The organism is Blautia faecicola, from assembly GCF_004123145.1.
In the GTDB taxonomy this organism is placed as follows: Bacteria; Bacillota; Clostridia; order Lachnospirales; family Lachnospiraceae; genus Oliverpabstia; species Oliverpabstia faecicola.
In genome coordinates this window covers 133,196-159,342 of the sequence record NZ_SDKC01000001.1, presented here as the reverse complement: position 1 = coordinate 159,342, position 26,147 = coordinate 133,196, and the positions used below count along the sequence as shown (strand labels likewise).

Here is a 26,147-nt window from a genome sequence, read left to right as displayed (position 1 = left end):
TAATATAATATCCGCTCACCCCTCATAGCACTTCATCACCCTTCTGTTTCGTTCTTTCCTCGGATCCGGTACGGGAATTGCTGCCAGCAATGCTTTTGTATACTCATGGTCCGGATGTGAAAACACATCCTCCGTGGTTCCTTCCTCCACAAGTTTTCCATGATACATAACCCCGGTTCGATTGCACAAAAACTTCACCATCGAAAGATCATGTGCAATAAAGAGAAACGAAAATCCCTGCTCTTTCTGCAATTTCCGGAACAGATTGATCATCTGTGCCTGGATAGAGACATCCAGTGATGCAATCGGCTCATCTGCTACGATCAGATCCGGCTTTGCAAACAACGCGCGCGCAATCGCTACCCGCTGTCGTTGCCCGCCGGACAGTTCATATGGATGTTTTTCCAGATAGCTTCCGTCAAGTCCTACCATCTCCAGCTGTTTTTCTATTTCCTTTTTATCTGTACAGATCTTTCGGGACTGAATACGCAGCGGTTCCGCCACGATATCTCTGACTTTCATTCCCGGATTCAGGCTGGAAGCCGAGTCCTGGAAAATCATCTGCCGCGTCATCTGTAACATCTTCCGATTCTTTTTAAATTCTCTGTTTTTGCAGACCGGAATTCCTTTATAATAGATTTCTCCTGCGGAAGGTTTGTATATATTCATGACACAGCGCGCCACTGTCGATTTCCCGGATCCGGATTCTCCTACCAGGCCGTAAATTTCTCCTTTTTTTATTTGAAAAGAAACATCATCCACTGCATGCACTTTCACCTTCCGATTCAGCCGAAATATGTGTGAAAGATGTTGCACATCCATTAAAATATCATTTCCCATCTCTTCGCCCTCCCATCGGAACCTTCACCTTCGGTGCCCGCTCATCCAGCAGCCAGGTAGCCGCATAATGGGTATCTGTAATCCGAAACATAGGAGGCTCTTTTTCATAGTCTATTCTCATTGCATATACGTTTCTCTCCGCAAATGCATCACCCTTTGGCGGATGAATCAGGGTAGGCGGCATGCCCGGCAGTGTCGGGAGCCATTCTTTTCCTTCTGACAGAACAGGAAGTGACTGTAACAGTCCCCAGGTATATGGATGCCTTGGATCATAAAAAATCTCCTCCGCCGTTCCGATTTCCACAATTTTTCCCGCATACATAACCGCCACACGGTCTGCCACTCCGGCTACAACCCCTAGATCATGGCTGATAAACACAGTTGCCATCTCCAGTTTTTTCTGGATCCGCCGGAACACATCCAGAATCTGTGCCTGAATCGTCACATCCAGCGCAGTCGTAGGCTCGTCGGCAAACAGAATCTTCGGATTACCGGCAAGTGCAATTGCCATAACTGCTCTCTGACGCATACCCCCGGAAAATTCATGAGGATACTGACGGATCCTTTCTTCCGGTCTGTCTATTTCCACCAACTGCATCAGTTCTATAACTCTTTTTCTGATCTGTCCTCTCGACATTTTTTTATTATGGATCCTCACCGCCTCCCCGATCTGTTTTCCGACTGTGATCGTCGGATTCAAAGATGTCATCGGATCCTGAAAAACCATAGAGAACAGTTCTCCCCGCAGCCTCGACATATTTTTTTCCGTATAATCTGTAATATCCACTCCGTTCACCAGTATTTTCCCGGACTTGATTTTTGCCGTCTTCGGGAGTAATTTCATAATGCTCTTGCATAATGCACTTTTCCCGCATCCGGATTCTCCCACAATTGCCAGAACTTCCCCTTTTCGCACAGTAAAACTTACATCCCGAACCGCCTCCACTTCACCGGCATCTGTAAAAAAGCTTACCGACAGATGTTCTGTCTTCAGTAACTCACTCATTGCTAACCTCTCAGAACTGCATAAAGAGACTGTTTCCAGTCTCTTTGCAACTCTCATCTTTCCTTTTTATTCCGTAATTTCCCAGTCCTGAATATTCCAGAAAATACCAACTCCATGATGTCCAAGTACGGTCTGCTCCGAAATTCCTTTGATATCCGAATCCGCCACATAATTGGCATCAATATAACAGATAAATGCATATGCCGGATCCTTTGCCAGTTCTTCCTGGAACAAATCATAATATTTCGCACGGGTTTCCTGATCTTCATACTGTCTCGCCAGAGTCAGATATTCATCCACTTTTTCATTGGAATAACCGGAATAATTAGCCCCCTTATCTGTACCAAAAACCTTATAGGTATGGTCATCTGCATCAAACGGGCTTCCCCATCCGATCAGACATGCCATCTGTCCACCCCAGTCCATCTGCGCCGGGATATCTACTGTACAGTTGATGCCAATTTCCTGCAACTGCTGTGCCGCTGCCTGGGCGATATCGATTCGATCCTGTTCGCCTGACATAACACTGATCACAAAACCGATCTCTTCCCCGTTTCTTTCATAGAAGCCATCATCACCCATGGTACATCCTGCATTCTCAAGAATCTCTTTTGCCTTTTCCGGATTATAATCATAATGTTCCACATTCTCATCATTGTAGATATTTCTCTGCAATGGACCATAAGCCGGCATTCCCTGTCCCAGAAGCACTGCATCAATAATTGCCTGCCGGTCAATACCATAACATACTGCTGGAATAATATCTTTATTTTCCGTCCAGTAATCGTTGCCGAAATTAAACATAATACCACGATAATCCGAAGTCGTCATATCATAGCAGGTATAATCTTCTGCATCCTTAAAACTCTGTGCATTTTTCGGATCTAACAGCGCCATATCAATCTCACCGGACTGTAACTGTACTGCCTGTGTATTGTCATCCTCTACAATCTTAAAGATCACTTTATCAATTTTCGGACTGCCAAGATAATAATCTTCGTTTTTCACCATGACAATTGACTGTCCTGCATCCCAGCTTTCCAGTTTATATGGACCTGTTCCTATCGGATGACGGAAGAAATCCGATTCCTGCATATCTTCTCCATCCAGAAGATGTTTTGGCAAAATCGCCATTGTCATATATTCCAGAAATGCCACATTTGGTTCTGCCAGTTTAAAGGCGATCGTCCGGTCATCCGTGACTGTAATTTCCTGCACATCTTCATAATTTGGTGCATTCTCCGATCCGTTGTCCGGATCCATGATCGCTTCTATTGTAAATTTTACATCGTCTGCCGTAAATGGTTCCCCATCATGCCATTTAATTCCATCTCTGATGTGGAATGTATAGGTATAAGTATCTTCATCATAATCCCAGCTTTCTGCAAGCCCAGGCACCACCTGATCATCCGCATCATGAGCGGTCAGACCATTAAACAACAGTACATTAATCTCACAGTGTTCGTCCATCGCCGGATTGATCCGTGTATAATCTCCGGATCCGTAGACCAGCGTAGATTCTTCTGTATTTTCTGCTTCTTCTTCCGGTTCATCACCTGCTGTTTCCTCATTCTCCGTCTTCGTTTCCGCAGTGTTCCCTGTTTCTGATGCACCCCCACAGGCCGCCAGAGATATCACCAGACCTACTGCAAGCAATACCGCAACCATTTTCTTCTTCATATGTTTCCCCTTTCTGATTTCTGTAAAAAGAAAGGAAAGGAATCTTTCCCGGATTTCTTTCCTCACTTCTGACATTATTTGCTTTCCCTTCCATACTGCTTATAGATGCGGAGGAAGCAGTACGGTCTGAGCGAACTTACAACCTATTTCTGTTGTGTGCCTATCATAACCTGTCTTTTCTCTCCTCGCAAGCCCCCTGTGGGGTTATATTTTTATCCTTTCTTCAACCGATATTTTCGCACTTTTTTCTTTTTTATATCCTCATCCGGGGGATAGACAATGAAAAAAAAGCCGTCCTCCATAGTTTTCATCCATGAAGGACAGCTCCCCTTTTATTTACCGTTCCACAATCTTCAGATCCCAGCCCCCGATTTCCAAAACCTGTCCATCAGTAACTGCAGCCTTTCCAAACAATTCCTCTCCATCAGTGCCATGATAAATCACATTCCGTACTTCCGGCGAATAGTTCAGATAATATACAACTTCTTTTCCAAGATCATTTGTCCCCTTCTTGATAATCACCGGGAACTCCACTTCCTGTTCCATACCCCACAATCCTGCATCCTTCAACACATCCGTAAGGATCTCCCGAAGCATCGCATCACCGGTCCAGCAGCCGAGATAAGTAGCCGTTCCCTTTCCATACGCATTTCTCGTCACTGCCGCATACCGCTTCCAGTTATAATGATCATAAGAAGCCAGCACCTGCGCCCCTTCCGGGTTCACCAGTTCCATAAAGTTCTTTAACTCATTATCTTCGCAGTGATACGTCTCTCCAGACAGCTTCACCTGCTTCGGGAACGTAAAATGACTGTAGGAAATACCAAGACACCGATCCAAAATATGCGGCTGGCTGTCGTGGAACACCTTCAGATTCTCATCCGTAAAACCGGTCTTAAATGTCGTAAACAGATGACCGCCCGCTGCCACATAATCATTGATCTTCTGAAGCAGAGATTCCGGCGCTGCATACAGAGCCGGTACTACCAGCAGATCATACTGATCAAAGCTCTCTGTCTCCGGCCACAGGAAATCACATTCCACATTCAGTTTATATAACTGATCATAGACATAACGAACTACATCGTTGTACTTGCATGCACCGCCACCGCCTGCGGTTCCGTCAATCGGGAACCAGTCCAGAGCCGTCTGCGCTTCGTTGCTCACCAGGAAACCAACCTTATTGTGCTTTTTCAGATTCACCAGATGACTTCCCAGCTCCGCAAATTCCTTACCGATCACTTTCGCAGAACGGTAGGTATCATTTTCCTTAAAATCATGACTCAACAGTCCCTTCCAGTAAGTTTCAAATGAGTTATGAATCGAATGCCAGTGCCAGTATTCCACCATATTTGCTCCGGAAGCCAGATGGCTGAATGCCTGCAGACGAAGCTGTCCGTCATACGGAACCCATCCCGGGAATCCCTGCGCTTCTGTCTCCAGGACAAAATAATTATCTTCTTTCAGCGAACGGGTACTGTCCCCGCCATAGGATATCTCCGCACCGGTCAGCTCGTCCTGTGTCGGATGATAAATATCCACACCTGCTACCGTCAGCGCCCTCGCCGCATGCTTGTGATCCACCATCGGCTGTACCCCGTAGGAATACCCTCTCCAGTCAAAATCAAAGTTATGCGTGATAAACTGGTCTTCCCTCGCATACTCCTTCACAATATCCGCCTGCCATTGCAGATAATCATCCACCAGTGTTCTCTGGAACTTCTGGAATTCCGCACCGAGACTTCCATTGATCGTTCCGCGCACATCCGGAAAATCCTCCCACGCATTGATCCGGTTGCTCCAGTAATCCAGTCCAAACGCCTGATTCATCGCGTCCAGATCGTCGTTAAATTTCGTCCTCAGATATTTTACAAACTGCTCCTGCACATTTTTTCCCGCAGTCTCATAATATTTCGTCTCATTATCCAGCTGGAAGCCGATCACACATTTTCTGTGTGCAGACACCTCCATCAGCTTGCGGATCACGCGCTCACCATAATAGCGATATACCGGGTGCGTGATATCCATAATCTGACGCGCCCCGTAGATACCCGGTCCCTTCTTTGTGGTTGCCAGTACATCCGGGTGGGATTTTACCATCCAGGTCGGAATTGCGTACGTCGGCGTTCCGATAATGACAGAGATTCCCGCCCCTTCCATCGCATCCAGCACGCGCGTCACATGGCTGAAATCAAATACACCTTCCTGCGGTTCACAGGTGCTCCAGGTTGACTCCGCGATACGGACCAGATTGATCCCTGCCGCTTTCATCATTTCCACGTCCTTGGCCAGACGGTCACATGGCATATACTCATCATAGTACGCCACCCCATACAGTAATTTATCCATTTTGCTTACCTTCTCTTTTATTATTTTTCCATCATCTTTATGGAAATCCTACTATGATTTTACCTGTTGTACGGTTCTGTGGTCAACAGAGATTGCCTATATTCTTCGTTATTTCTTTTCTATCTACAAGTGCACTCCTATCGGTATTTTTAGTCCATCTTCTATACGTCCTTTATGTAGAAATAATTTTGATGAGTCACAAATCATATTTGGATTTTCTATTCGATCCATATCCTATTACAGCCCCAACTATTCCTCCTGTAATATGAGCCGTATTTGAAATATTATCCCTTACCATAATCCCTTCATATATCTGCTGCCCTATAAACAAAACAGCAGCTAAAATAAAAGTTAATGGAATCTCGCCCTCTCTAAAACTTGTAAATGATGCCAGTATAATAAAAGCAAATACCACCCCACTAGCACCACACAGTCCGGTATTCCAAAAGAATATATAATTCATTAATCCGGTAACAACGGCAGTCATTCCAATCACTTCAACCCATTCTTTAGAACCATATTTTTCCTCTAGCATCGGCCCAAGCAACAACAAATAAGATGCATTTCCGATAAAGTGCTCCCATCCTGAATGCCCAAATATATGCGTAATAAATCGAAAATATGTCATCGGATTTGTTAATGAAGAATGATATGTCATAAAAACTTTCTGTGTGATTTTTCCGCCAGAAATACTTCCCAATAAGGTAGCAATAAAGCAGATTAATACAAAACCTAATGTTACAGGTGCATTAAATGTAATTTTAAGTTTTCTATGCATGATTTCTCACTTTCTCCAAATAGAATATATTCATTCTATCTTCTGTTCTTTCCGGCTTTAAGCATTGCCTGTTTCAATTCCTCTTCTATTTTAACCAATTCTTCTTGTGTTTTCGCTCTCTGAACCGTTCCCTGCTCATGAATCTTTACAACCTCGTTTATCGAGACAATCAAATCTCTGTTACACTGTTTTAATGTCTCTATATCCACAATCGCTTTTTCTGATTGCTTTGCCGTTTCAACCGTTGCCATTTTCAATGTCTCAGAATTCTTTCTTAACAGTTCATTTGTTTTTTCAGACAATGCTCCCTGTGCAGCTAAAGCTCTGCTTGTATGCTCTATTCCCAGTGAAAGTACTAATTGATTTCTCCAAAGAGGTATCGTATTTGCTAATGATGACTGCAGTTTATCAAGTAATTCTCTATCGTTATTTTGAAGCATACGTACCTGAGGTGCTGATTGGATTGAAATAACTCTTGTTAACTCCAAGTCTGATAATTTCTTTTCGAATCTATGACAAAGATCCTCATAATCACGATATACCTGTACATCCTCCTGTTTATCCGAGTTTTCAGCATTCTCTTTTAATTGTTTAAGTTTTGTGTGTTTTGCCTGATCAAGTGCCTTCTTACCAGCTATTATATACATAGTTAATTCTTTATAATATTGCATATTCAGCTCATACATTTGCTGATACATAGAAATATCTTGCCCCAATACATCTCTATGTTTAATCAGGTCCTTTTCTATCCTGTCAACATTACTTTCTGCCTTGGCATAATTGGCTCTTATAGATCCAATTCCTCTTTTTGCCTTTTGAAAAATTCCTAAAATTCCCTTTTTCTCTGGTTCTGTTGTCGCATCTAATGCCACAGTCAGTTCTTTTAATGAAATCCCTACTTCTCCCAAATCATATGTTTTTACTTTTTTTAATATCGTAGCCGAGAATTCAGATATGTTAGTTTGTGCTTTTAGTCCGTAATTTACAATCTGATCCACGTTTTCAATATCAATTTCACTTGCGAACTGCTCTACCATTTTCTTTTCTTCTTCAGAAAGCATACTTTCATCAATAGTTCCGGCAGAATAATTTGATTCTGCTTTTTCAACTGTACTCTGCAGTGTAGGCGTACTATCTAGAAATGTCTCCGTAAATTTTTGTCCTGAATTCAATGTCAAATGTATCTTTTCTTCTTCCATAATACCCCCATCGTTTTGTTATCTTAAAAGGCTGCATAGTTCTGTTCTGATATTCCCATCACACTTTTCCACCAGTTCAAGGTCATCTAATGCCTTTTTTAAAGTCTCATTTGTCCACAGTAATTTTTCAGTGCTGAATTCTCTTTGCCTTTTATGACTTTTCCTAAGAATTGTTTTCTCTTTTGTTATATACTTCTGAGTAATTTCCACTACTTTATTCTGAACTTCCAGATTTCGATTCAGTTTTTCTATTCCTAAAAGAATAGTAATTTGATTTCGCCATATTGGAATTGTTTCAGATATTGTTTTCACAATTTTATCTATTAGTTGTGTGTTATTTCTCAGCATTAACCTTATCTGAGTTCCGGTTTGTATCGCTACTGTGTAAGACATCTCCAAATCCTCAATTTTCTTTGAAAGTCTTTCATACCAATTGATAATATCTTCAGAAACCAGATTACCTGGTTTCTGTCTCATCACATCTTTCCCATAAGATATATTTTTCTGCAATCCAGCCATTGTACACTCCATTTGTCTGTCCAGTTCTTCAAACATTTTTGAGTCTTTAATCAGCTGTACTTCTTGCAATTTCAGAGCCAGTTCCATTTTATCCATATAAACAAGAACTGAATTGTATTTTTTCATTAAATTCTCTCTCTTCTTTTCATTATTTTTCAGAGGAAAAATTTGTTTTTTCTCGACCAGATTTTGAAAATCATTAAGTTCATTAAGAATATCTTGAATTAGATATTCCAATTCCCCACTATTATCAATCAGTTGATAGGAAATTCTTGCTGAATATTCTCTCAACCGCTGTTGGTCTTCACAGCCAAATGTCAATATATTGTCTGCATTTCCCACAATCAGCTTGTTCTGCGAAAAGATTTTTATATCATTATCTTCCCTCTCCAAACGTATCACCTCATCTGTTGTTAACTTATTCTATAAGCCCATCTTGTTTCATAAGGATCTCCATCGCTGAAATGTCTGTTGCTATATCAAGTTCTTTTTGCTGATAAAATTTATCCAACAGTCCTTCAAATGAATCTATAATTTTATCAATAGCATCATCTATGTCTTTTTTTGTTTTTTCCAGACTTGTTCCCTTCACCTGTTTTTCATCAATCTCTATATATGTTTCAAGTAATTTCTCTGTTGTTGGCAAATAATAATTCATAAACATTCCAAGTTTATCTGCGTTTTGTGGATTGATATCAACTTCATGAAAAATTGTCGACACTACACTTTCCATACGATCAAGTTTTTGGGAAATAGTCTTGTCCTTAATTATATTATTGCTCTCATGTATTTTATCAATATATCCCTGGCCCTGATCCATAATGCTCTGTATTTCTTTTGTACGCTCTTTCATTCTCAGTCGTTCTTCAACCTGTTTTTTATAATATCTATCATATACAGCCTGCTTCTCTTTATATTTCCCATACACTTCGTCAGAAACAATGAAAATCAAATTATCTCTTCCAAAATGTCCCTGTGGAATCAATTTCATTCGCATAGCTTTATTCAGGTCTTTTATTACTGTTTCAGATTTTACTTTTGCATACACTGCCAAATCGTCTACAATTTCAATATTTTTAAAACGCAAATCTTTCACATATATGTCATACCTATTGCTAAACTGTATTTGATAAACTTCTTTTACAATAACAAAAATATTAATTACAATGATGAATAACGATATAATGATACCAATACCAGCAAACATCCTATATTTACCGGAATAAACTATAGTTCCAATACAAATTGGTATATAACGTAAACACGAAATCGTCAGCAACGCACACACTACCATAGCTACTATACTTAATACAGAACGGTGATTTTTAAAAACATACTTATCTCTATTAGCACTGACGCTTGGTAGTTTATCAAGCTGTTCTATCATTTCAGAGAAAGAACCATTTTCGACACCATTATTAACAATCTCTACTGCTTCCTGCGCCTCTTGCAAATATTTATCTTCACAGTTAATTATATTGTCCTTCGGTTTCCCACCAGAAAAAATTTTATTCAATATCTCCATCTAAAGTACTCCTACCCCCACTATTCGATCTCATCTGTTGTAGACGGCTGATGAATTTTTCCAGTATCAATTCGTGTTGCTGTACTCGATGCCGGCACTGCCAATGACGGCATAATACTTGATGCCGGTGTTCCATTCGGAAGTTCTATATTCTGGTTTACATCCGGCAGCTTAAATGTATCTGCTGTCGCAGTAACAGCAGGTGTCTTTATTGTAGGCACAGATGATGCTGCTGGTGCACTATATGTAACATCACCCTCTGAACTATATGATGAATTAGAATGTGATGATGTATTTGAGTGTGACGTATGACTCGCATGACTGGAATGCGTATTCGAATGTGAGCTATGATCCGAATGTGACACATGGCTTGAATGACTCTCATGACTTCCATGATTTCCATGCCCGCTTGATCCAGAACTATGCGAACTATGTGATCTGTGAGAGCTATGCGATCTATGTCCTGCAAAAACATTCACTTGCATTAAGCTTCCCAATACAACAATCATTGTACCCAGCATAAGTAACTTATGACCGGGAATATTTCCCTCTTCATCTTCTATTAAATCTTCTATACTTTTTTGCAATTGCGGAAATAATTCATCCATATTATTCATATATTTTCACACACTTTCCATTCGCCCAATCCGTCTGATAATGGGTTGACGAATCTGTATAATACTGGCATTCTCCATTTGGTTTGCCGTTTTTAAAAGAACCTGTAAGCTTATATCCCTTTTCATCGGAAGGATAAAAATAAGTTCCATCTCCATTCATTTTATCTTCAGACCAGTTTCCCTCGTAAGAAGCACCACTTGTCCATGTATAAGTTCCCTGACCTGATTTTTGACCATTAGAAACATTTCCATTATATTGATCTTCATTACTGTATTTTATCTGTGCCTGCCCTGATAATTTTCCATCACTCATAGCTCCGCTATAAGTAGTTCCATTTGCCAGTGACATCTCGACATCCGTTGGCTCTCCATCGGTAATTGTAAATGTATAATTACCAAAATCGTTTTCTATATGGTAGCTGCCGTTCACGAAAGTATTTTTATCAAAAGTACCACTCGCGTAGCCTCCATTCGAATATGTATATGTCCCTGATCCTTCCATCTGATCAGTTTCCCATTCTCCATCATATTTATCGCCTGATGCCCATGTATATACTCCTTGTCCGTTTCTACAGCCATTCTGAAAATTTCCTTCATAAATGTCTCCACTCACAAAAGTTAATTTTCCTGTACCATTTAACTCTTTTGCATCACATTCTCCTACATATTTGGAACCATCCGAATATTCTATAGATGCCTTTTCAATGACACCGGATTTATAAGTTAAGCTATAACTTCCTGTATCATTTTCAAAAGTACATTTTCCATCATCAAAAGAATTATCTTTAAAGGTTCCGGAAAAATTTATTCCCTCTGGCGTTGTATATACACCCTGACCACACATCTTGTCATTTTTCCATTCACCTTCATAAACAGCTCCATCATCCCATGTAAAAATTCCCTTTCCACTCTTTTTTGATGATGTAAATTTTCCTTCATATGTACCTTCATTTGGAACACGCAACGTGCCTTTTCCATCTAGCTGGTTCTGCTTCCAATTTCCTGTATACTCAGCCCCAGTGTTAAATGAAAATTGACCCTTTCCGGAAAAATAGCCAAAATCTGTTTCTCCCTCATACAAACCTTTTGTAAGCTGAATTTGCCCGGATGACCGCATCTCATGTTCTCTTACAACCCTATTTTGTAAATGATCAGCATTTATTCTCTCTCCCAGTCCTCCAGTAATTGTTATCTCCGTCGCAATCAGAAGAACCAGTCCCCACACAGATATCCTTTTTCTTCGTTTAAGGGCCTTATTATACTCTTCTTCTGGAGATATTATAGGGTCTACTACATTGTTATTTTCTAACTTTTTCACATCCTCTTCGGATATTTTATCTTGTTCTAACTCTGCCATCTTAATCACTCCATGAATTTAATATCCTCATTGTTTCCATATCATTTTTATAAAATTTTGAAAATAGATAATCTAATATTCCAGAATAAATCCTGCATTTATATCCTCGCGGCTGTTTTTCTATAACATCTCCATCGAGTGCATAGTTCACAACTGGACAGGTTCCACAATATGGCTGGTATACACAATCACAACATGTTGGAATTGTTTCCAGCACACTTGATGCACATACAGTCTTACACACGTTGTTATTTATCAGATCTGTGTAGTTACTGCTATACACATTTCCCAACTGAAATGTACTTTGTCCCATCTCATGCAACATTCTGCCCTCATCACATGTAAAAATATTGCCGTCTGCATAATATGCTAACTGCCCAACACCTGCCCCACACGGCGAACGCAATTCCATATAATTCATGAAATCGCCTCTTATTCTTCTCAATAGAATCGCTGCATGATCTTCCTTGATAAACCTTCCCTTTTTGTTTATCTCAATCAGTTCATCTAATGCTTTCTGATAAAATTCTATAAATTCTTCAGAAGTATATCCTATTTTTCCCCAGCTCTTTGCCGCTTTTCCTAATGGAGTTAACGGTCTTATAAAAATACTTTCAAATCCCATATCTATATACGTATGGACAATTTCTTTCGGAAAATCGAGTGAGAACCTCGTGGTTGTTTCTATGGCTCCAATCTGTAATCCTGCTTTTCTTACTCGTTCAACCGAATCAATAACCTTTTTAAATGTTCCATCCCCATTAGCATATGGCCGGTTATTATTATGTACCAGTTCATTTCCATCTATTGAGGTCGATATTCCGAAACAATATTGTGTGAAAAGTTCCAACATTTCATCATTCAGTAATGTCAGATTGGTTACCACCGTATAAGCTATATCATGCTTTCCCTTGTGCATTTCTGCATATTGCACTATATGTTTTATAATTTCAAAATTAACTAACGGCTCTCCTCCCTGGAATTCAAAACATAATGACCTTTCCGGTGACTGCAATGCTATATCTACCGCTCTTTCCGCCATCTCTTTATTCATAATAAGGTGTGAACACTCCACGCCATTATTCGCTTGACAATAGACGCAGCCCATATTGCATACCGTAGTTACCACAAAAATATGTAATGATGTTGCAACATTTACATGCCCTTTTATTCCTCTCAGCGCATACTTGTTTACTGATGAATACTCCAAATCAGATTCATCATATATCATTTTTCTCTCGATAAGCAGCTTGTATAATTCTGATTCCCTGTCAACATTTAACGACAGTATACTTTGAAAATCTTCTTTTCTTACAAATACATACTTTCCAAAATCATTTGTCATTAAAACAGAATCACCAAACTGCTTAAAATTAAAATAATTCAGTTTCATATAATCGCACTTAATTCTCCCTTTTCCATTGAAATCGTTCCTGCAAATACCCCACCGCAGGCATTTTTCATTTTACATTTTTCACATTTTTCAGCATATCTTACTTTACCTGGAGATATACTTTTTTCACACAGAGTCCAAAATTCCTTTTTGACAACACATAATGGAAAATTATATAATTTCACATCAATTCCATTTTCCATCAGCACCAATACTGCCTCTTCTGCTGCTAATGCAGCTTTTCCATACGGTATCCAAACTTTATCCCGATTAATCCTTGCACTTCCGGTCATCTCCATTGCCATAATGCTGACATAATCTACTTTGGGAATTTCCCGAGCAATCAACCAAGCAATATTTTTAATATCATTGCTATTCATTCCACTTACAACAATCCTTACTTCAATATGAATTCCTGCTTTCAACAATCTTTTTATTCCAAGTATAGTCTGTTCAAAACTTCCCTTTGTTTGCGTTATCATATCATGTGTTGCTGCCGTAGATCCATGAACAGGTATTGCGACAATACTATTTTCCGGCGCATTTTCCATAAATCTTTGTACATATGATTCGATAGCAAATATTCTTCCATTCGTTAAAAATAGAAATTCTGTATACTCGAATTTATCACGAAGGAATTTCAAAAATCGGAATATATCGGGGCCTATCAGAAATGGCTCTCCACCTGTGATTGTAAGGTGCGGTGCATCTGCCGGTATATGTTTTGCTATTTCTATGAGAGTATCCACGCTGGTACTTCCACCCTTCTGACGAGAAACATCAGGTGAAGGACACATAATACAATTAGAATTGCATTTTGCGGTTACAAAAAAATAATTATCCAAAGAACTGTCATCATAATATTCCGACAATTTTCCATTTTCCCAAAGTTCATATACATCATAATTATGTACATGTCCGAGTTTATCAATTACATCTTTATCTTCTGATACCACAATATTTTCCGGATATAATTTTATATCCTTCTCGGATATATACAGTAGATCTATATTATCTTCAAGTAAATCATCTCTTGATACCTGATCAAAAGCTAAAGATACTATTTTATATTTTCCACTATATTTCTCCAGCTTTGTAATCATCTAACCACACTCCATATAATAAAATAACTCAAAAATCCGGCAAATATAAATATTGCAAACGGAATTTTTCTAACAACTGTTACAGTCAATATCTTTCTGCTCCCTGCCCATCGATTAATACTATTTATTTGTTCTTCGGTCAGTCTACTTTTCAAATCCTCTGTAGATACAGGTGGAAGACCTCGTACTCTGGAATTCTGCATAAGTATTGATGAAATACTTGATAATATCATTCCTTTTTTCAGATCACATACTTTAACTTCCTGATATAAGCTTGTTCGAATTGTCATCTGACAAAGTAACAGTAGTATTACTAAAATGTAATTTTCTGGATTAAACGAAAACGGCATAAATCCTAATATCAATCCAATGACTATATCAATGCAGTAAATTCCAACAACTATCTGCCATTTTTTTAACCTGTTCTTTTTACCAATTATCCATGCTGATAACATACATATAATTCTAATGATCCATTCGTTGATATATACTCCTTGCAAACCTATAATGATGAAAAGAAGATTTATCAAACATATATATCCTGAGGCAGACACAAAAGATTTCAGGAAGGTCTTTAAATATCCCTTAACATATTTTTTAGAAAGGCTCACCCTTCCCTTAACCAGCGAATATAAAGAAAATCCTAACAAGTATAGATATCCATATAAAATTGCCAAACATAATGTAAAATACAAAGTTATATCTGTTGTCCCATATATCAGATAGCAATTTGCCGGATACAAAATAGCCATCACTACTGTTAATTTACAGTCTCCTCCAGCAAATGAATGTGTATAAAACAAAATCAGGCTAATTACACCCAAAATTCCTATATTAAATATATAAAGTACAAACAAATCTCTCGCAAAATAACCATAATAGAATGTATCCAGTACGCATCCCAACAAAGCATATATCAATAAAATTTTATTATAAACTCTGCCATTTTTAAGGTCAGTTATGGATGCTATTATTCCTAACGACAATAATGCTACTATAAATATAATTTCTATAATTATCATTTTTTCATATTCTCTATATTAATCAAATAATTTTCAAATTCTTTTATCGTAATATCTGTATCATACTTGCATCTATCAAAAGTCAGTTCCATATAATTATAATTTCTCTTAATCTTGATTCTTGCAAAATCTTTATATGCATTGCACGTTTTCTTTATATTCTCTACAGAATAAATATCCATATTTAACATCGACTTATTCATCAGCATCAAACCAATCCTTTAATATTTCATCTTCACTAAATTCCTGTGCAATCTCACTATCGGATTCTAACTCTTCATCTCCTGCTGCAACCACACTTGTTGCGACTGCCCTGGCAAGCATAAGCTCACGTATATTTTTGGTTTGCAAATAAATTTCATGACGAGCACTCTGCGCTAAAATTTCATTTTCAAATTCTTCGTCAGTGACTTCCTGCTTTCCCTCTTTTTTACTTAACGAAACATAATAATAATCTCTATCAGCATCAAGATGTATATAGGCTCTATCTGTAAAATTATAGGCACTCTTTATAAGTGCAATTTTCGAATAAAGTTCCCTATTATATTTTAGTTGTCTCATAAATATTATTCCTCACTATTCTTCCGAACTTCTTTATTAATTTTTATAAATTAATTTCTATTCAAAAAGAGCATACCCCACCCAGGCATGCTCCTCATCATTTTACTAAAAGTCGGCTCTATATTGTTTGAGCACTACATATATTATACAAGTATAAGTAAAATTAATCAACTATATTGTTTTATTGCAAAAATCTTCATTACCGATTTGCCAAGTTCCTCTGGATTAACTTTTCTCTCAACATAGCTTATAATTTTGAAATTTTTCAACTTGTCTTTAATAAAGTGGTAGTCTGGTAATTCGTAAACATTTTTCCCTCTTGCACTGATTGATTCAAAACAAAAAAATCCACCCTTATCTAATACTCTTATTAATTCATCGATCAACAACGGATTATAATAGTGTATATCTATCACTCCGCCTGTTGAATCATTCGGAAAAGAAAGTTTCCCCTCATCGAGATTCTTATATAACGCATAGACATTTCTTGTATCCACGTGCCCTTGCTCACTTAGCTTTCCACCATTTTTGATATATCTCAAGCACTCAATATCTTTATCTATAAACACAACTCTATGATTGTTTTTTGCCAAGTATCCTCCATTTCTTCCATATCCGCAAGCAACATCCAGAATAGGTTTATCCGATATATCTACCAATTTTAAATTATCAACCAGGAATCTTGAAGGTGTTTGATCTATTGGTTGATAAGGTCTCTTATCATACACTTAATACCCTCTCTTCATCAGCTGTTTAACATTTCTATCTTACTTTACAAAAGTATATCATCGACTCCTTCCCATTTACAAGAATATAAATCTATTTCCTGTAGCTTATTACAACTCTCCTCTTTTTAGTTTCTCTTATATAATTTTCCATGTAAAAAACAGATCGCACAGATTAAAGATCTTCTCCCTTATCTGTACGACCTGTTATGCTAATAAGTACTAACTATGTAATTTTTACACAATCGCACTTCCCACAAGATAAACCACAAACGCTGCCACCCATGCGATCACACACTGGCCGATCACCACACCGGCTGCCCATTTGCCGCCAAGCTCCCTTTTAATAGAAGCAATCGCCGCAACACACGGTGTATACAAAAGGCAGAACACCAGAAGACCGGCTGCGGATACCGGTGTGATACAGCCAAGCAGCGCCGAAGTCTGCCCGAAAAGAACGGATAACGTAGATACCACACTCTCTTTTGCCATGAATCCGGTGATCAGCGCCGTGGATATCCTCCAGTCGCCAAATCCCATCGGTGCAAATACCGGCGCGATCACACTGGCCACCGTCGCCAGAATACTCTCCTGCGAATCGCTGACGATGTTCAGGTGACTGTCAAAGGTCTGTAAGAACCAGATTACCAGTGTCGCCATAAAAATCACGGTAAATGCACGCTGCAGAAAGTCTTTTGCCTTATCCCACAGAAGGTGTCCCACATTCTTGGCTCCCGGCATCCGGTAATTGGGCAGTTCCATCACGAACGGTACAGCATTGCCTTTAAAAAGAGTCCCACGGAATACCAGTGCCATCAGGATACCCATCAGAATACCGCCAAAATACAAAGCGATCATCACCAGTGCGCTATGCTTCGGGAAAAATGCCGCCGCAAAAAAAGCATAGATGGGAAGCTTTGCCGAACAACTCATAAACGGTGTCAGAAGAATCGTCATCTTACGGTCACGTTCTGAAGGCAACGTTCTGCTCGCCATAACTCCCGGTACTGTACATCCAAAACCTACCAGCATCGGTACGATACTTCTTCCGGAAAGTCCGATCTTTCTGAGCAGCTTATCCATCACAAAAGCCACCCTTGCCATATATCCGCTGTCTTCCAGCATAGATAAAAAGAAAAACAGTGTAACGATGATCGGCAGGAAACTCAGGACACTTCCCACGCCGGTAAAGATTCCATCCATTACCAGAGACCGAAGGACACTGTTGACATTCGCTGCCCCCATCCACTGATCCACCAGACCTCCCAGCGCATCGATACTTACTTCCAGGATATTCTGTAAAAAAGCACCGATCACTCCAAAAGTCAGGAAAAATACCAGCCCCATGATCGCGATAAAACACGGAATCGCCGTGTATTTTCCGGTGAGTATCTTATCGATCTTCACACTTCGCAGATGCTCTTTACTCTCCCGTGGTTTGACCACTGTCTCATCGCAGATATTTTCAATGAAATCAAATCGCATGTGCGCAATTGCCGCCGCCCGGTCAAGACCACGCTCTGTTTCCATCTGTTTCACGATATGCTCCAGCATCTCTTTTTCATTCTGATCCAGTTTCAATGCCTCGAGAATCAGCGTATCCCCTTCTGCCAGCTTCGCCGCCGCAAAACGGACAGGTATCTGTGCTGCCTTTGCATGATCTTCGATCAGATGCATGATCGCATGCAGACATCTATGTACCGCACCACCATCTTCATTGGCATCACAGTAATCTATCTCCTTTGGCCGTTCCTGATATTTTGCCACATGCAGAGCATGGGCTACCAGTTCATCAATACCTTCATTCTTCGCCGCCGAAATAGGAACCACAGGTATCCCCAGCATCTCTTCCATCTGGTTGACCAGAATCGATCCGCCGTTTTCCCGTACCTCATCCATCATATTCAAAGCAAGCACCATCGGAATATCCAGCTCCATCAGCTGCATGGTCAGATACAGATTCCGCTCAATATTGGTAGCATCCACAATGTTGATGATTCCTTTCGGATGTTCATTCAGCACAAAATTTCTTGTAACGATCTCCTCACTGGAATATGGGGACATGGAATAGATTCCCGGAAGATCGGTCACCAGTGTGTTTTCTTTTCCCCGGATAGTTCCATCTTTTCGGTCCACCGTTACTCCCGGAAAGTTACCCACATGCTGACTGGATCCGGTCAGCTGATTAAACAGTGTGGTTTTTCCACAGTTCTGATTCCCTGCAAGTGCAAATGTCAGCACCTCTGTATCCGGCAAAGGATGTTCCGTTTCCTTCTCATGATATTTACCACCCTCTCCAAGTCCCGGATGGGGGATTACTGTTCGTTCTTTTTTTTCCGGTTTTACCTGTCCGGCATCCCGTATATTTTCAATCTCGATTTTCTCCGCATCTGCAAGACGCAGTGTCAGTTCATAACTGTGAATCCGCAGTTCCACCGGATCTCCCATGGGAGCGTACTTTACTACTGTTACCTCTCCCTGTGGGATCAGTCCCATATCCAGAAAATGCTGACGCAGCGCCCCTTCTCCGCCTACCGAGCGAATCGTTGCTGTCTTTCCTACCGGTAAATCTCTTAATGTCATGACTGCATTCCTCTTTTCTTTATTTTCTTGCTGTCATCCGTCCGAAGGTTTCCAGAATCTCAAAATCCTCCCGACAACTATGTAGATTTTATCCTTAATGATAATATTTATCAATAGAAAACCCCAAAAAATCTCCAAAAAGTATCTGAACCCTCCTTATTCTTGCTTCCTTTTTTTCTTTTCTCATGATATGATTGCATATGTTACGCTGTTTGGTATCTGTGTGTCTGTTGAACAGTTGTCTTTTACCGATATTACTATGAAGGGAAGGGATTTTATGAAAAAGACACAGCTTAAAAATTCTCTGCTTCTGCTGCTGACAGCCACCATCTGGGGTGTGGCTTTCGTAGCCCAGAGCGTTGGTATGGATCACGTGGGTCCGTTTACTTTCAACGCTATTCGAAGCATCATCGGAGGAATCGTCCTGATTCCATGCATTTTCTTTCTGGATCACAGAAAATCTGCCCAAAAAGAGGAACTGCCATCGCCTCAACAACAGGTAGAACAGACCGGTACACTGATTCTCGGCGGTGTCTGCTGCGGTATTCTTCTGGCACTTGCCAGCAGTTTTCAGCAGATGGGCATCCAGTATACAACGGTCGGACGTGCAGGATTTATCACTGCCTGCTATATTGTTATCGTTCCGATTCTTGGCCATTTCTTTCTGAGTAAAAAATGCGGCGCCACCATCTGGATCGCTGTTGCACTTGCACTGGCAGGACTGTATCTGCTTTGCATCACAGACGGTTTTTCCGTTGGAAAAGGGGATCTGCTGGTCATGGTATGTTCCCTGCTGTTTTCCTTACATATTCTGGTAATCGACTATTTTTCGCCCAAGGTTGACGGTGTGAAAATGTCCTGTATCCAGTTTTTTGTCTGCGGATTCTTATGTGCGATCCCGGCTGTCTTTACGGAACCTATCGTATTGGCAGATATCTTTGCCGCCTGGGCACCGATTCTTTATGCCGGTGTGATGTCCTGCGGTGTTGCGTACACCCTGCAGATCATCGGACAGAAAGATATGAACCCGACTGTGGCTTCTCTGATCTTAAGTCTGGAATCCTGCATCTCGGTACTGGCAGGCTGGATCCTTCTGAATCAGAAGCTTTCTGCACGGGAGTTATCAGGATGTGTGCTGATGTTTGCAGCGATCATTCTGGCACAGCTTCCCTCCGGGAAAAAAGCATAATATGTTTGTCCCACCGGATGCTTTTCTCTGTAAAATCTGAAAAGCTCCCGGTATTTTTTATGAACATGATTTTGAAGAAAACAGGTAACAATTCAGTCGGTGGCCATGTTTTTTGCCAAAATCCCGAGACATACAAGCCAAAATGCCATCACCGAAGGTGATTAGAAATGCATTTTGGTTCGTAACTGTGAGAGTACTGAAGAGTTACGAAATTTGTAAATGGCAGATTGAGTAATTAAATTTCAAAAAAGGGTTGACGAATCATCTGTAACCAAGTATGATTATAAGCAGATTCGCACTGCAACGCGTTGAAGTGCAAAATTCTTTATTTTTTATGGAGGCTTTTGAAATTATGGAAATGGATATGGAATTCTTACGGAAACTACCAACCCCGAAGGAGTTAAAAGAACAGTTTCCGGTAAGTGAAAAAATAGCAGCAATCAAAGAGGATCGCGACAGACAGATCCGGGAAATCTTCGAGGGAAAAGATGACCGACTTCTGCTGATCATCGGACCTTGCTCCGCGGACAATGAAGATGCGGTAATTGATTACATCAGTCGGCTTCGTACCGTACAGGATAAGGTCGCAGATAAGATTTTTATGATTCCGCGTATCTATACAAACAAACCGAGAACGATCGGCATGGGCTATAAGGGAATGTTGCACCAGCCGGATCCGGAGAAAAAAGAAGATATGTTAAAGGGTATCATCGCGATCCGCGATCTGCACACCAGAGCGGTCAACGAGACCGGTTTTACCTGTGCAGATGAGATGCTGTATCCGGAGAACCACAGATATTTATCCGATCTGTTATCTTACGTTGCCATCGGTGCCCGTTCCGTCGAAGACCAGCAGCACCGTCTGACCGCCAGCGGCGTCGGCATCCCGGCAGGTATGAAGAACCCAACCGGCGGAGATATCTCCGTTATGATGAACTCCATCATCGCCGCACAGCACGGTCACATGTTCCTGTACCGTGGATGGGAAGTAAAAACTCCTGGTAACCCTTATGCACATGCGATTCTTCGTGGTTATGTAGACAAATTCGGAAGAAATATGCCAAACTACCATTACGAGGACCTGCAAAATCTTCTGGAACATTATCAGGAAGTCAATGAGTCCGCGCAGACAAAACTGGTCAACCCGGCTGTCATCGTAGACACCAACCACTCCAACTCCGGCAAACGCTTCGCAGAACAGATCCGTATCAGTAAGGATGTTATGCACAGCTGCAAGGTTTCGGAGGATGTTCACAAACTGGTGAAGGGACTGATGATCGAGAGTTATATCGAAGACGGCGCTCAGAAGGTGAGTGAGCACTGCTATGGAAAATCGATTACGGATCCTTGCCTGGGTTGGGAGAAAACCGAGAAACTGATTTATGAACTGGCGGAGCTTTGGTAATTGAAAAATTGTAAAAGGGGATGCCGCGTCTCCCGGCATCCCCTTTTACAAAATCTCTACTTCACAAACGGAACCGGACTATAATAATACCCGATCATCCCTGCCCCTGAATGATAAGGAACGATAAATTCTCCCTGTGCATACGCCAGCAGCTCCTCATATTTTCTTACAGCCTCTCTGAATTTCTCCATGAATTTTTTCATAATAATCCTCTCCTCTCATTCCAGACTGCTTATAAGTTTCTCTTATCTATAAAGAAAAAAGCAGAACAATGGATTCATCCGAACCCCTTTGTTCTGCTTTTTTATATCATAGCACTTCTCTTCCCCGTGTGCAATCCCTTTTTTACGTTACCGCGGTAAATTTCTTCGAGATTCACCGCAAATGGTATATCCGTTCCGTCCACCCCGCTTGGTCTCATAAAGTGCCTGATCCGCGATTCGGTACAGTTCCATGTAGGTGTTTCCGTGTTCCGGGTACAGAGCGATTCCGATGCTGATTGTGATTCCTTTTCCATCCATCTCAGCAAATGCAAGCTTCTTCGTCTCCTCCAGCAGTTTTTCCGCTTTGCTTCGGACTGCCTCACGACTGCTTACGTTCCACATCAGGACGGTAAACTCGTCACCGCCGATCCGGCCCACAATGTCGTTTTCCCGGAACTGTCTGTTCAGCAGTTCGCCAAACGTATGCAGCACCGCATCGCCCACGGTATGTCCGTATACATCGTTGACCTCTTTAAACTTATCTACATCCATGATAAAGAATGCGCTTTGCCTCTCTCCATGATTTTCGTTCAGAATCCGCTCCGTATACGATTCCGCGTATTTTCTGTTATATACCTGCGTCAGTTCATCCGTCCGGGCGGAACGGAGGATTTCTTCTGTTTTCTGACGGTTTTTCCGTATGATGTAGAAGATCAGGATACAAACCTGAACGCCAAAGCATCCCAGAAAGATAAATTCATACTGCTCCACGAACGCATACGACTGCTGTGCAACGGTCACCGGTGCAACATAGCAGATCATCCAGTCATTGATTCCCAGCGGCGCATATGCCAGATAGCGGTCGGAACTGTCCGCATAACCTCTTAACCGGATCAGTCCTTCCTTTCCTTCGTTGAAATCCTGTGAAATCTCTTCGATGCTGTGTCCCTGTCCTATTTTCTTGAATTTGTAAAATTCAAAAATATTATCTCCATAAGAAAGCTTGTAATCTGTCGCATCGCCGTCATGGGCAATGATCTCACCATCTCTGGTAACGATCAGGCTGTATCCTTTTCCCGAAAACAGATCATCAAACAGCATACGGCTCAGTTCACCGACATTATAGGAACTGCCAAGAACACCAATGACCGTTTCCTCATGAAAAACCGGAACGCCAAGAACTACCTTCGTCTCCTGATCCACACTGCTCTCAAGCGGATCACTCAACGTACGGCTGCCGCTGATCCCTTCCTTAAAGTATCTCCGGTGTGCCACATTTTTTACCAGCCCATTATCGTAGTGTGCATCACCATTCGGCTGAATCAGCGCCGTGCGATCCAGCGCGGTACTCTCCTGAAATGTTGTCAGCATCTGCATATTTTCCTCGCTGAGAAGGTCTCCGCTCTCTCCCATCTTCTCTGCAATGCCTTCCAGATACGAATAATGAATATTTAAAATGGTTCGGAGATGTTCGCTCTGTCTCGCCACATTGTTTCTCATTCTCTCCTGCGAACTGCTCTCGATCGTTCTCTGTGCTGTCACAAAAAAGGAAACCAGACCGATGATAATCGCCAGGATAAATACCGCAATTGCTCCTACATAGCTTCCTCCGGGATTCTGCTTTTTCTTCTTAAAAATAATCTCCAACTCCTCCCCTGTTTCTTCTTTTAATATACCAGAAATATGTCCTGAATACTACTTGTTTCCCTGTTTTTCGCTCGACACTTTTATACCTTGCATTTTTATACCGAACGCTTTTCAAAACTCCAAATCTGTACTATAATCAACGAGATAAAATAACATGTATACCGTTTACAAAGGAGGCCCTTATGGAACCAAATATTATTACTCTGACAGACCAGTACGGCGAATCTGTTCGTTTTGAACTTCTCGATATTGTGGAATACGAAGATCAGGAATTTGCTGTTCTCTATCCTGCCGATGGCGGTGACGATGAACCGGTTCATATCCTGCGGATCACTTCCGAAAATCTCGATCTGGATGAAATGGAATTCGAAGGTCTGGATGACGAAGACCTGATCAATGCCGTGTTTGATCTGTTCTGCGAACGTAACGATTTTGAATAAGAATTTTTTAAATAAAACGGAGAAATCGCTTGACATTTTCTCCGTTTTATTTTATATTAGTATTAGTAACAATTACTGTTATTAATCGAGAAGGGAGGATCGTAATGGCAACTCTGAAATACAGCCGTCAACGGGAATCCATCAAAGAATTTCTGATGACACGTACCGATCATCCTACGGCTGACACCGTCTATCATCAGTTACGCAAGATTTATCCGAACATCAGTCTCGGAACCGTCTACCGTAACCTGGCACTGCTGGCAGATATCGGAGAGATTCAGAAAATCTGTACCGGCGATGGTGCTGACCGCTTCGACGGACAGGTCACCCCTCATTATCATGTAATCTGCACCCGCTGCCATCAGGTGATGGATCTGGATCTGGAATACATGAAAGAACCGGAGGATCTGGCCGCACAACATTTTGAAGGAAAGATTCTGGGACATGTGACAAACTTCTATGGAATCTGTCCCGACTGTCTGAAAAAAGATACGATGTAAACGCTTCCTGGATTGTCAGAGGAACAAAACGAAAAGAACAAAAGAGTTTTAAAATCATCTTGACAAACAGGAAGCAATATGTTAATCTAATATCAGTAATAATTACTATTATTAATTCGAACTCAAGAAAGCGATTCACCGTATAGGGAATCCGTTTTCAAGATAAACTACAAAAAAGAAAAGGAGAATATGACCATGAAAAAATTTGTTTGTACTGTATGTGGATATGTTTACGAAGGAGAAACCGCACCGGAAGTCTGTCCGGTTTGTAAAGCACCAGCTTCCAAGTTCAAAGAGCAGAGCGGAGAAAAAACATGGGCTGCTGAACATGTAGTAGGTGTTGCACAGGGCGTTCCGGAAGACATCCTGGCTGACCTGAGAGCAAACTTCGAAGGTGAATGCTCTGAAGTCGGTATGTACCTGGCTATGGCTCGTGTAGCTCACAGAGAAGGATATCCGGAAATCGGTCTGTACTGGGAAAAAGCTGCTTACGAAGAAGCTGAACATGCAGCAAAATTCGCTGAACTGTTAGGTGAAGTTGTAACCGACAGCACAAAGAAAAACCTGGAAATGCGTGTAGATGCTGAGCACGGCGCAACCGAAGGAAAATTCGATCTGGCGAAACGTGCAAAAGCTGCAAACCTGGATGCAATCCATGACACCGTTCATGAAATGGCAAAAGACGAAGCAAGACATGGAAAAGCTTTCGAAGGTCTGCTGAAAAGATATTTCGGTTAAGATTTAAAAGGAACTCAACCCCGGCTGACAGTTTGCAGCCGGGGTTATTTTTTTATGCAGACAGCAGGGAATCACCGGATTTCTAAAAATTTTCTTAAACCTTCCTCTTCTGCGCTCCTTTCACTGGCATCTTTGCCGGTTTTCCTGTATACTGAATATTAACAGCGATGAACGTGACATATTACTGTTTGGAGGTGTTTATCATGAAAGACAATTTAGGTTATGTACATGTATATTGCGGGGATGGAAAAGGAAAGACTACTACTGCGATGGGACTCTGTACCCGTGCCGCAGGTTATGGATATAAAGTACTGATCTATCAGTTTATGAAAAATAATAAGACCAGCGAGCGAAAGATTCTGCAGCAGGTTCCGAACATTACTTTTGTCAACGGACTGGAGCAGGAAAAGTTCAGTTTTCAGATGACGCTTTCCGAGAAACTGGAACGGAAAAACTACTATGAAAAACAGTTCCGGAAAATTACAGCAAAAGCTGCCGAAGAAGACTACGATCTTCTGTTTTTCGATGAACTGATCTATACGATCCGCGCCGGACTCTTCGATGAGCAGATTCTTCTGGATTATCTGAAAAAGGAAAAACCGGAACATCTCGAAGTCATCCTGACCGGTCAGCAGCCAAGTGATGAACTGGTGGAACTTGCCGATTATGTCTCCGAGATCCGTAAGATCAAACATCCTTTTGATCAGGGACTTCCTGCCCGCCCGGGAATCGAAAAATAAAAATATAAAAAATCAGAAAGTATAGAGA

25 protein-coding genes and 1 pseudogene are annotated in these 26,147 nt (G+C 40.9%); 6 read left to right on the top strand and 20 right to left on the bottom strand.

Annotated elements, in window-relative coordinates:
- Positions 1-15: 15 nt before the first annotated feature.
- The 18 genes and pseudogenes from ETP43_RS00605 to feoB form a co-directional block, all read right to left on the bottom strand.
- Positions 16-840, bottom strand: a complete 825-nt coding sequence (locus ETP43_RS00605) for an ATP-binding cassette domain-containing protein (RefSeq protein WP_129256762.1) — start codon at positions 838-840, stop codon at positions 16-18.
- Entirely contained in the window at positions 830-1,846 is a 1,017-nt protein-coding gene (locus ETP43_RS00600; protein ID WP_129256761.1) for an ABC transporter ATP-binding protein, read from the bottom strand. Before ETP43_RS00600 ends, ETP43_RS00605 begins: the two co-directional genes overlap by 11 nt.
- Before the next feature lie 66 nt (positions 1,847-1,912).
- Complete coding sequence (locus ETP43_RS00595) at positions 1,913-3,526, bottom strand: ABC transporter substrate-binding protein (protein ID WP_129256760.1); 1,614 nt, start codon at positions 3,524-3,526, stop codon at positions 1,913-1,915.
- Positions 3,527-3,862: 336 nt separating this feature from the next.
- Positions 3,863-5,875 (bottom strand): beta-galactosidase, encoded by a 2,013-nt coding sequence (locus ETP43_RS00590; RefSeq protein WP_129256759.1) that lies wholly within the window; start codon positions 5,873-5,875, stop codon positions 3,863-3,865.
- Between the two features lie 196 nt (positions 5,876-6,071).
- A complete protein-coding gene (locus tag ETP43_RS00585; protein WP_129256758.1) occupies positions 6,072-6,653 on the bottom strand; it encodes a rhomboid family intramembrane serine protease in 582 nt (193 codons plus the stop codon).
- A gap of 35 nt (positions 6,654-6,688) precedes the next feature.
- On the bottom strand, positions 6,689-7,852 hold the full coding sequence (locus tag ETP43_RS00580; RefSeq protein ID WP_129256757.1) for a toxic anion resistance protein: 1,164 nt from the start codon (positions 7,850-7,852) through the stop codon (positions 6,689-6,691).
- An 18-nt stretch (positions 7,853-7,870) separates the two neighbouring features.
- A complete protein-coding gene (locus ETP43_RS00575) occupies positions 7,871-8,764 on the bottom strand; it encodes a toxic anion resistance protein (protein ID WP_164979538.1) in 894 nt (297 codons plus the stop codon).
- Between the two features lie 25 nt (positions 8,765-8,789).
- Entirely contained in the window at positions 8,790-9,896 is a 1,107-nt protein-coding gene (locus tag ETP43_RS00570) for a 5-bromo-4-chloroindolyl phosphate hydrolysis family protein (protein WP_129256755.1), read from the bottom strand.
- A gap of 20 nt (positions 9,897-9,916) precedes the next feature.
- Positions 9,917-10,117, bottom strand: a complete 201-nt coding sequence (locus ETP43_RS17405; protein WP_243114356.1) for a hypothetical protein — start codon at positions 10,115-10,117, stop codon at positions 9,917-9,919.
- Between the two features lie 198 nt (positions 10,118-10,315).
- A pseudogene (gene hxsA3 / locus ETP43_RS18155) lies at positions 10,316-10,504 on the bottom strand (His-Xaa-Ser repeat protein HxsA3); the annotation flags it as partial.
- Position 10,505: 1 nt separating this feature from the next.
- The gene (locus ETP43_RS00560; protein WP_129256753.1) at positions 10,506-11,870 is read right to left on the bottom strand and encodes an MORN repeat-containing protein; all 1,365 of its coding nucleotides are present in this window, start codon (positions 11,868-11,870) and stop codon (positions 10,506-10,508) included.
- 1 nt (position 11,871) lies between these two features.
- The gene (hxsB, locus tag ETP43_RS00555) at positions 11,872-13,263 is read right to left on the bottom strand and encodes a His-Xaa-Ser system radical SAM maturase HxsB (protein WP_129256752.1); all 1,392 of its coding nucleotides are present in this window, start codon (positions 13,261-13,263) and stop codon (positions 11,872-11,874) included.
- The gene (gene hxsC, locus ETP43_RS00550; RefSeq protein ID WP_129256751.1) at positions 13,260-14,366 is read right to left on the bottom strand and encodes a His-Xaa-Ser system radical SAM maturase HxsC; all 1,107 of its coding nucleotides are present in this window, start codon (positions 14,364-14,366) and stop codon (positions 13,260-13,262) included. Before hxsC ends, hxsB begins: the two co-directional genes overlap by 4 nt.
- A complete protein-coding gene (locus ETP43_RS00545; protein ID WP_129256750.1) occupies positions 14,363-15,388 on the bottom strand; it encodes an A24 family peptidase in 1,026 nt (341 codons plus the stop codon). The genes hxsC and ETP43_RS00545 overlap by 4 nt, the downstream gene beginning before the upstream one ends.
- Positions 15,385-15,570 carry an HxsD-like protein gene (locus tag ETP43_RS18735; protein WP_408608697.1) on the bottom strand — a complete coding sequence of 62 codons (186 nt, stop codon included), beginning with the start codon at positions 15,568-15,570 and terminating at the stop codon, positions 15,385-15,387. Before ETP43_RS18735 ends, ETP43_RS00545 begins: the two co-directional genes overlap by 4 nt.
- A gap of 13 nt (positions 15,571-15,583) precedes the next feature.
- On the bottom strand, positions 15,584-15,949 hold the full coding sequence (gene hxsD / locus ETP43_RS00540) for a His-Xaa-Ser system protein HxsD (RefSeq protein ID WP_129256749.1): 366 nt from the start codon (positions 15,947-15,949) through the stop codon (positions 15,584-15,586).
- A 167-nt stretch (positions 15,950-16,116) separates the two neighbouring features.
- Entirely contained in the window at positions 16,117-16,677 is a 561-nt protein-coding gene (locus ETP43_RS00535; protein WP_129256748.1) for a class I SAM-dependent methyltransferase, read from the bottom strand.
- Between the two features lie 234 nt (positions 16,678-16,911).
- A complete protein-coding gene (feoB, locus tag ETP43_RS00530) occupies positions 16,912-19,257 on the bottom strand; it encodes a ferrous iron transport protein B (RefSeq protein WP_129256747.1) in 2,346 nt (781 codons plus the stop codon).
- A 277-nt stretch (positions 19,258-19,534) separates the two neighbouring features.
- Between feoB and ETP43_RS00525 the strand changes: the two genes are divergently transcribed.
- Together ETP43_RS00525 and ETP43_RS00520 are read left to right on the top strand one after the other, a co-directional pair.
- Positions 19,535-20,446, top strand: a complete 912-nt coding sequence (locus ETP43_RS00525; protein WP_129256746.1) for a DMT family transporter — start codon at positions 19,535-19,537, stop codon at positions 20,444-20,446.
- A gap of 352 nt (positions 20,447-20,798) precedes the next feature.
- On the top strand, positions 20,799-21,851 hold the full coding sequence (locus ETP43_RS00520; RefSeq protein WP_022399638.1) for a 3-deoxy-7-phosphoheptulonate synthase: 1,053 nt from the start codon (positions 20,799-20,801) through the stop codon (positions 21,849-21,851).
- Between the two features lie 56 nt (positions 21,852-21,907).
- Here ETP43_RS00520 and ETP43_RS16965 read toward each other — a convergent pair whose 3' ends face one another.
- Entirely contained in the window at positions 21,908-22,054 is a 147-nt protein-coding gene (locus tag ETP43_RS16965) for a hypothetical protein (RefSeq protein WP_164979536.1), read from the bottom strand.
- Between the two features lie 147 nt (positions 22,055-22,201).
- The gene (locus ETP43_RS00515) at positions 22,202-23,701 is read right to left on the bottom strand and encodes a sensor domain-containing diguanylate cyclase (RefSeq protein ID WP_243114143.1); all 1,500 of its coding nucleotides are present in this window, start codon (positions 23,699-23,701) and stop codon (positions 22,202-22,204) included.
- 182 nt (positions 23,702-23,883) lie between these two features.
- On the opposite strand from ETP43_RS00515, the gene ETP43_RS00510 reads away from it, so the two are divergent.
- From ETP43_RS00510 to ETP43_RS00495, 4 genes are all read left to right on the top strand, one after another.
- Positions 23,884-24,141, top strand: a complete 258-nt coding sequence (locus ETP43_RS00510; protein WP_106491163.1) for a DUF1292 domain-containing protein — start codon at positions 23,884-23,886, stop codon at positions 24,139-24,141.
- Between the two features lie 104 nt (positions 24,142-24,245).
- On the top strand, positions 24,246-24,641 hold the full coding sequence (locus ETP43_RS00505; RefSeq protein ID WP_022399634.1) for a Fur family transcriptional regulator: 396 nt from the start codon (positions 24,246-24,248) through the stop codon (positions 24,639-24,641).
- A 195-nt stretch (positions 24,642-24,836) separates the two neighbouring features.
- Entirely contained in the window at positions 24,837-25,379 is a 543-nt protein-coding gene (locus tag ETP43_RS00500; RefSeq protein ID WP_129256745.1) for an NADH peroxidase, read from the top strand.
- A 203-nt stretch (positions 25,380-25,582) separates the two neighbouring features.
- Positions 25,583-26,119, top strand: a complete 537-nt coding sequence (locus ETP43_RS00495; protein WP_129256744.1) for a cob(I)yrinic acid a,c-diamide adenosyltransferase — start codon at positions 25,583-25,585, stop codon at positions 26,117-26,119.
- The last annotated feature ends 28 nt before the right edge of the window (positions 26,120-26,147 follow it).

Bases quoted from the DNA above. Each gene is read 5' to 3' on its own strand.
- ETP43_RS00605 (WP_129256762.1), bottom strand. From the start codon at position 840: ATGGGAAATGATATTTTAATGGATGTGCAACATCTTTCACACATATTT.
- ETP43_RS00600 (WP_129256761.1), bottom strand. From the start codon at position 1,846: ATGAGTGAGTTACTGAAGACAGAACATCTGTCGGTAAGCTTTTTTACA.
- ETP43_RS00595 (WP_129256760.1), bottom strand. From the start codon at position 3,526: ATGAAGAAGAAAATGGTTGCGGTATTGCTTGCAGTAGGTCTGGTGATA.
- ETP43_RS00590 (WP_129256759.1), bottom strand. From the start codon at position 5,875: ATGGATAAATTACTGTATGGGGTGGCGTACTATGATGAGTATATGCCA.
- ETP43_RS00585 (WP_129256758.1), bottom strand. From the start codon at position 6,653: ATGCATAGAAAACTTAAAATTACATTTAATGCACCTGTAACATTAGGT.
- ETP43_RS00580 (WP_129256757.1), bottom strand. From the start codon at position 7,852: ATGGAAGAAGAAAAGATACATTTGACATTGAATTCAGGACAAAAATTT.
- ETP43_RS00570 (WP_129256755.1), bottom strand. From the start codon at position 9,896: ATGGAGATATTGAATAAAATTTTTTCTGGTGGGAAACCGAAGGACAAT.
- ETP43_RS00560 (WP_129256753.1), bottom strand. From the start codon at position 11,870: ATGGCAGAGTTAGAACAAGATAAAATATCCGAAGAGGATGTGAAAAAG.
- hxsB (WP_129256752.1), bottom strand. From the start codon at position 13,263: ATGAAACTGAATTATTTTAATTTTAAGCAGTTTGGTGATTCTGTTTTA.
- hxsC (WP_129256751.1), bottom strand. From the start codon at position 14,366: ATGATTACAAAGCTGGAGAAATATAGTGGAAAATATAAAATAGTATCT.
- ETP43_RS00545 (WP_129256750.1), bottom strand. From the start codon at position 15,388: ATGATAATTATAGAAATTATATTTATAGTAGCATTATTGTCGTTAGGA.
- ETP43_RS18735 (WP_408608697.1), bottom strand. From the start codon at position 15,570: ATGGATATTTATTCTGTAGAGAATATAAAGAAAACGTGCAATGCATAT.
- hxsD (WP_129256749.1), bottom strand. From the start codon at position 15,949: ATGAGACAACTAAAATATAATAGGGAACTTTATTCGAAAATTGCACTT.
- feoB (WP_129256747.1), bottom strand. From the start codon at position 19,257: ATGACATTAAGAGATTTACCGGTAGGAAAGACAGCAACGATTCGCTCG.
- ETP43_RS00525 (WP_129256746.1), top strand. From the start codon at position 19,535: ATGAAAAAGACACAGCTTAAAAATTCTCTGCTTCTGCTGCTGACAGCC.
- ETP43_RS00520 (WP_022399638.1), top strand. From the start codon at position 20,799: ATGGAAATGGATATGGAATTCTTACGGAAACTACCAACCCCGAAGGAG.
- ETP43_RS16965 (WP_164979536.1), bottom strand. From the start codon at position 22,054: ATGAAAAAATTCATGGAGAAATTCAGAGAGGCTGTAAGAAAATATGAG.
- ETP43_RS00510 (WP_106491163.1), top strand. From the start codon at position 23,884: ATGGAACCAAATATTATTACTCTGACAGACCAGTACGGCGAATCTGTT.
- ETP43_RS00505 (WP_022399634.1), top strand. From the start codon at position 24,246: ATGGCAACTCTGAAATACAGCCGTCAACGGGAATCCATCAAAGAATTT.
- ETP43_RS00500 (WP_129256745.1), top strand. From the start codon at position 24,837: ATGAAAAAATTTGTTTGTACTGTATGTGGATATGTTTACGAAGGAGAA.
- ETP43_RS00495 (WP_129256744.1), top strand. From the start codon at position 25,583: ATGAAAGACAATTTAGGTTATGTACATGTATATTGCGGGGATGGAAAA.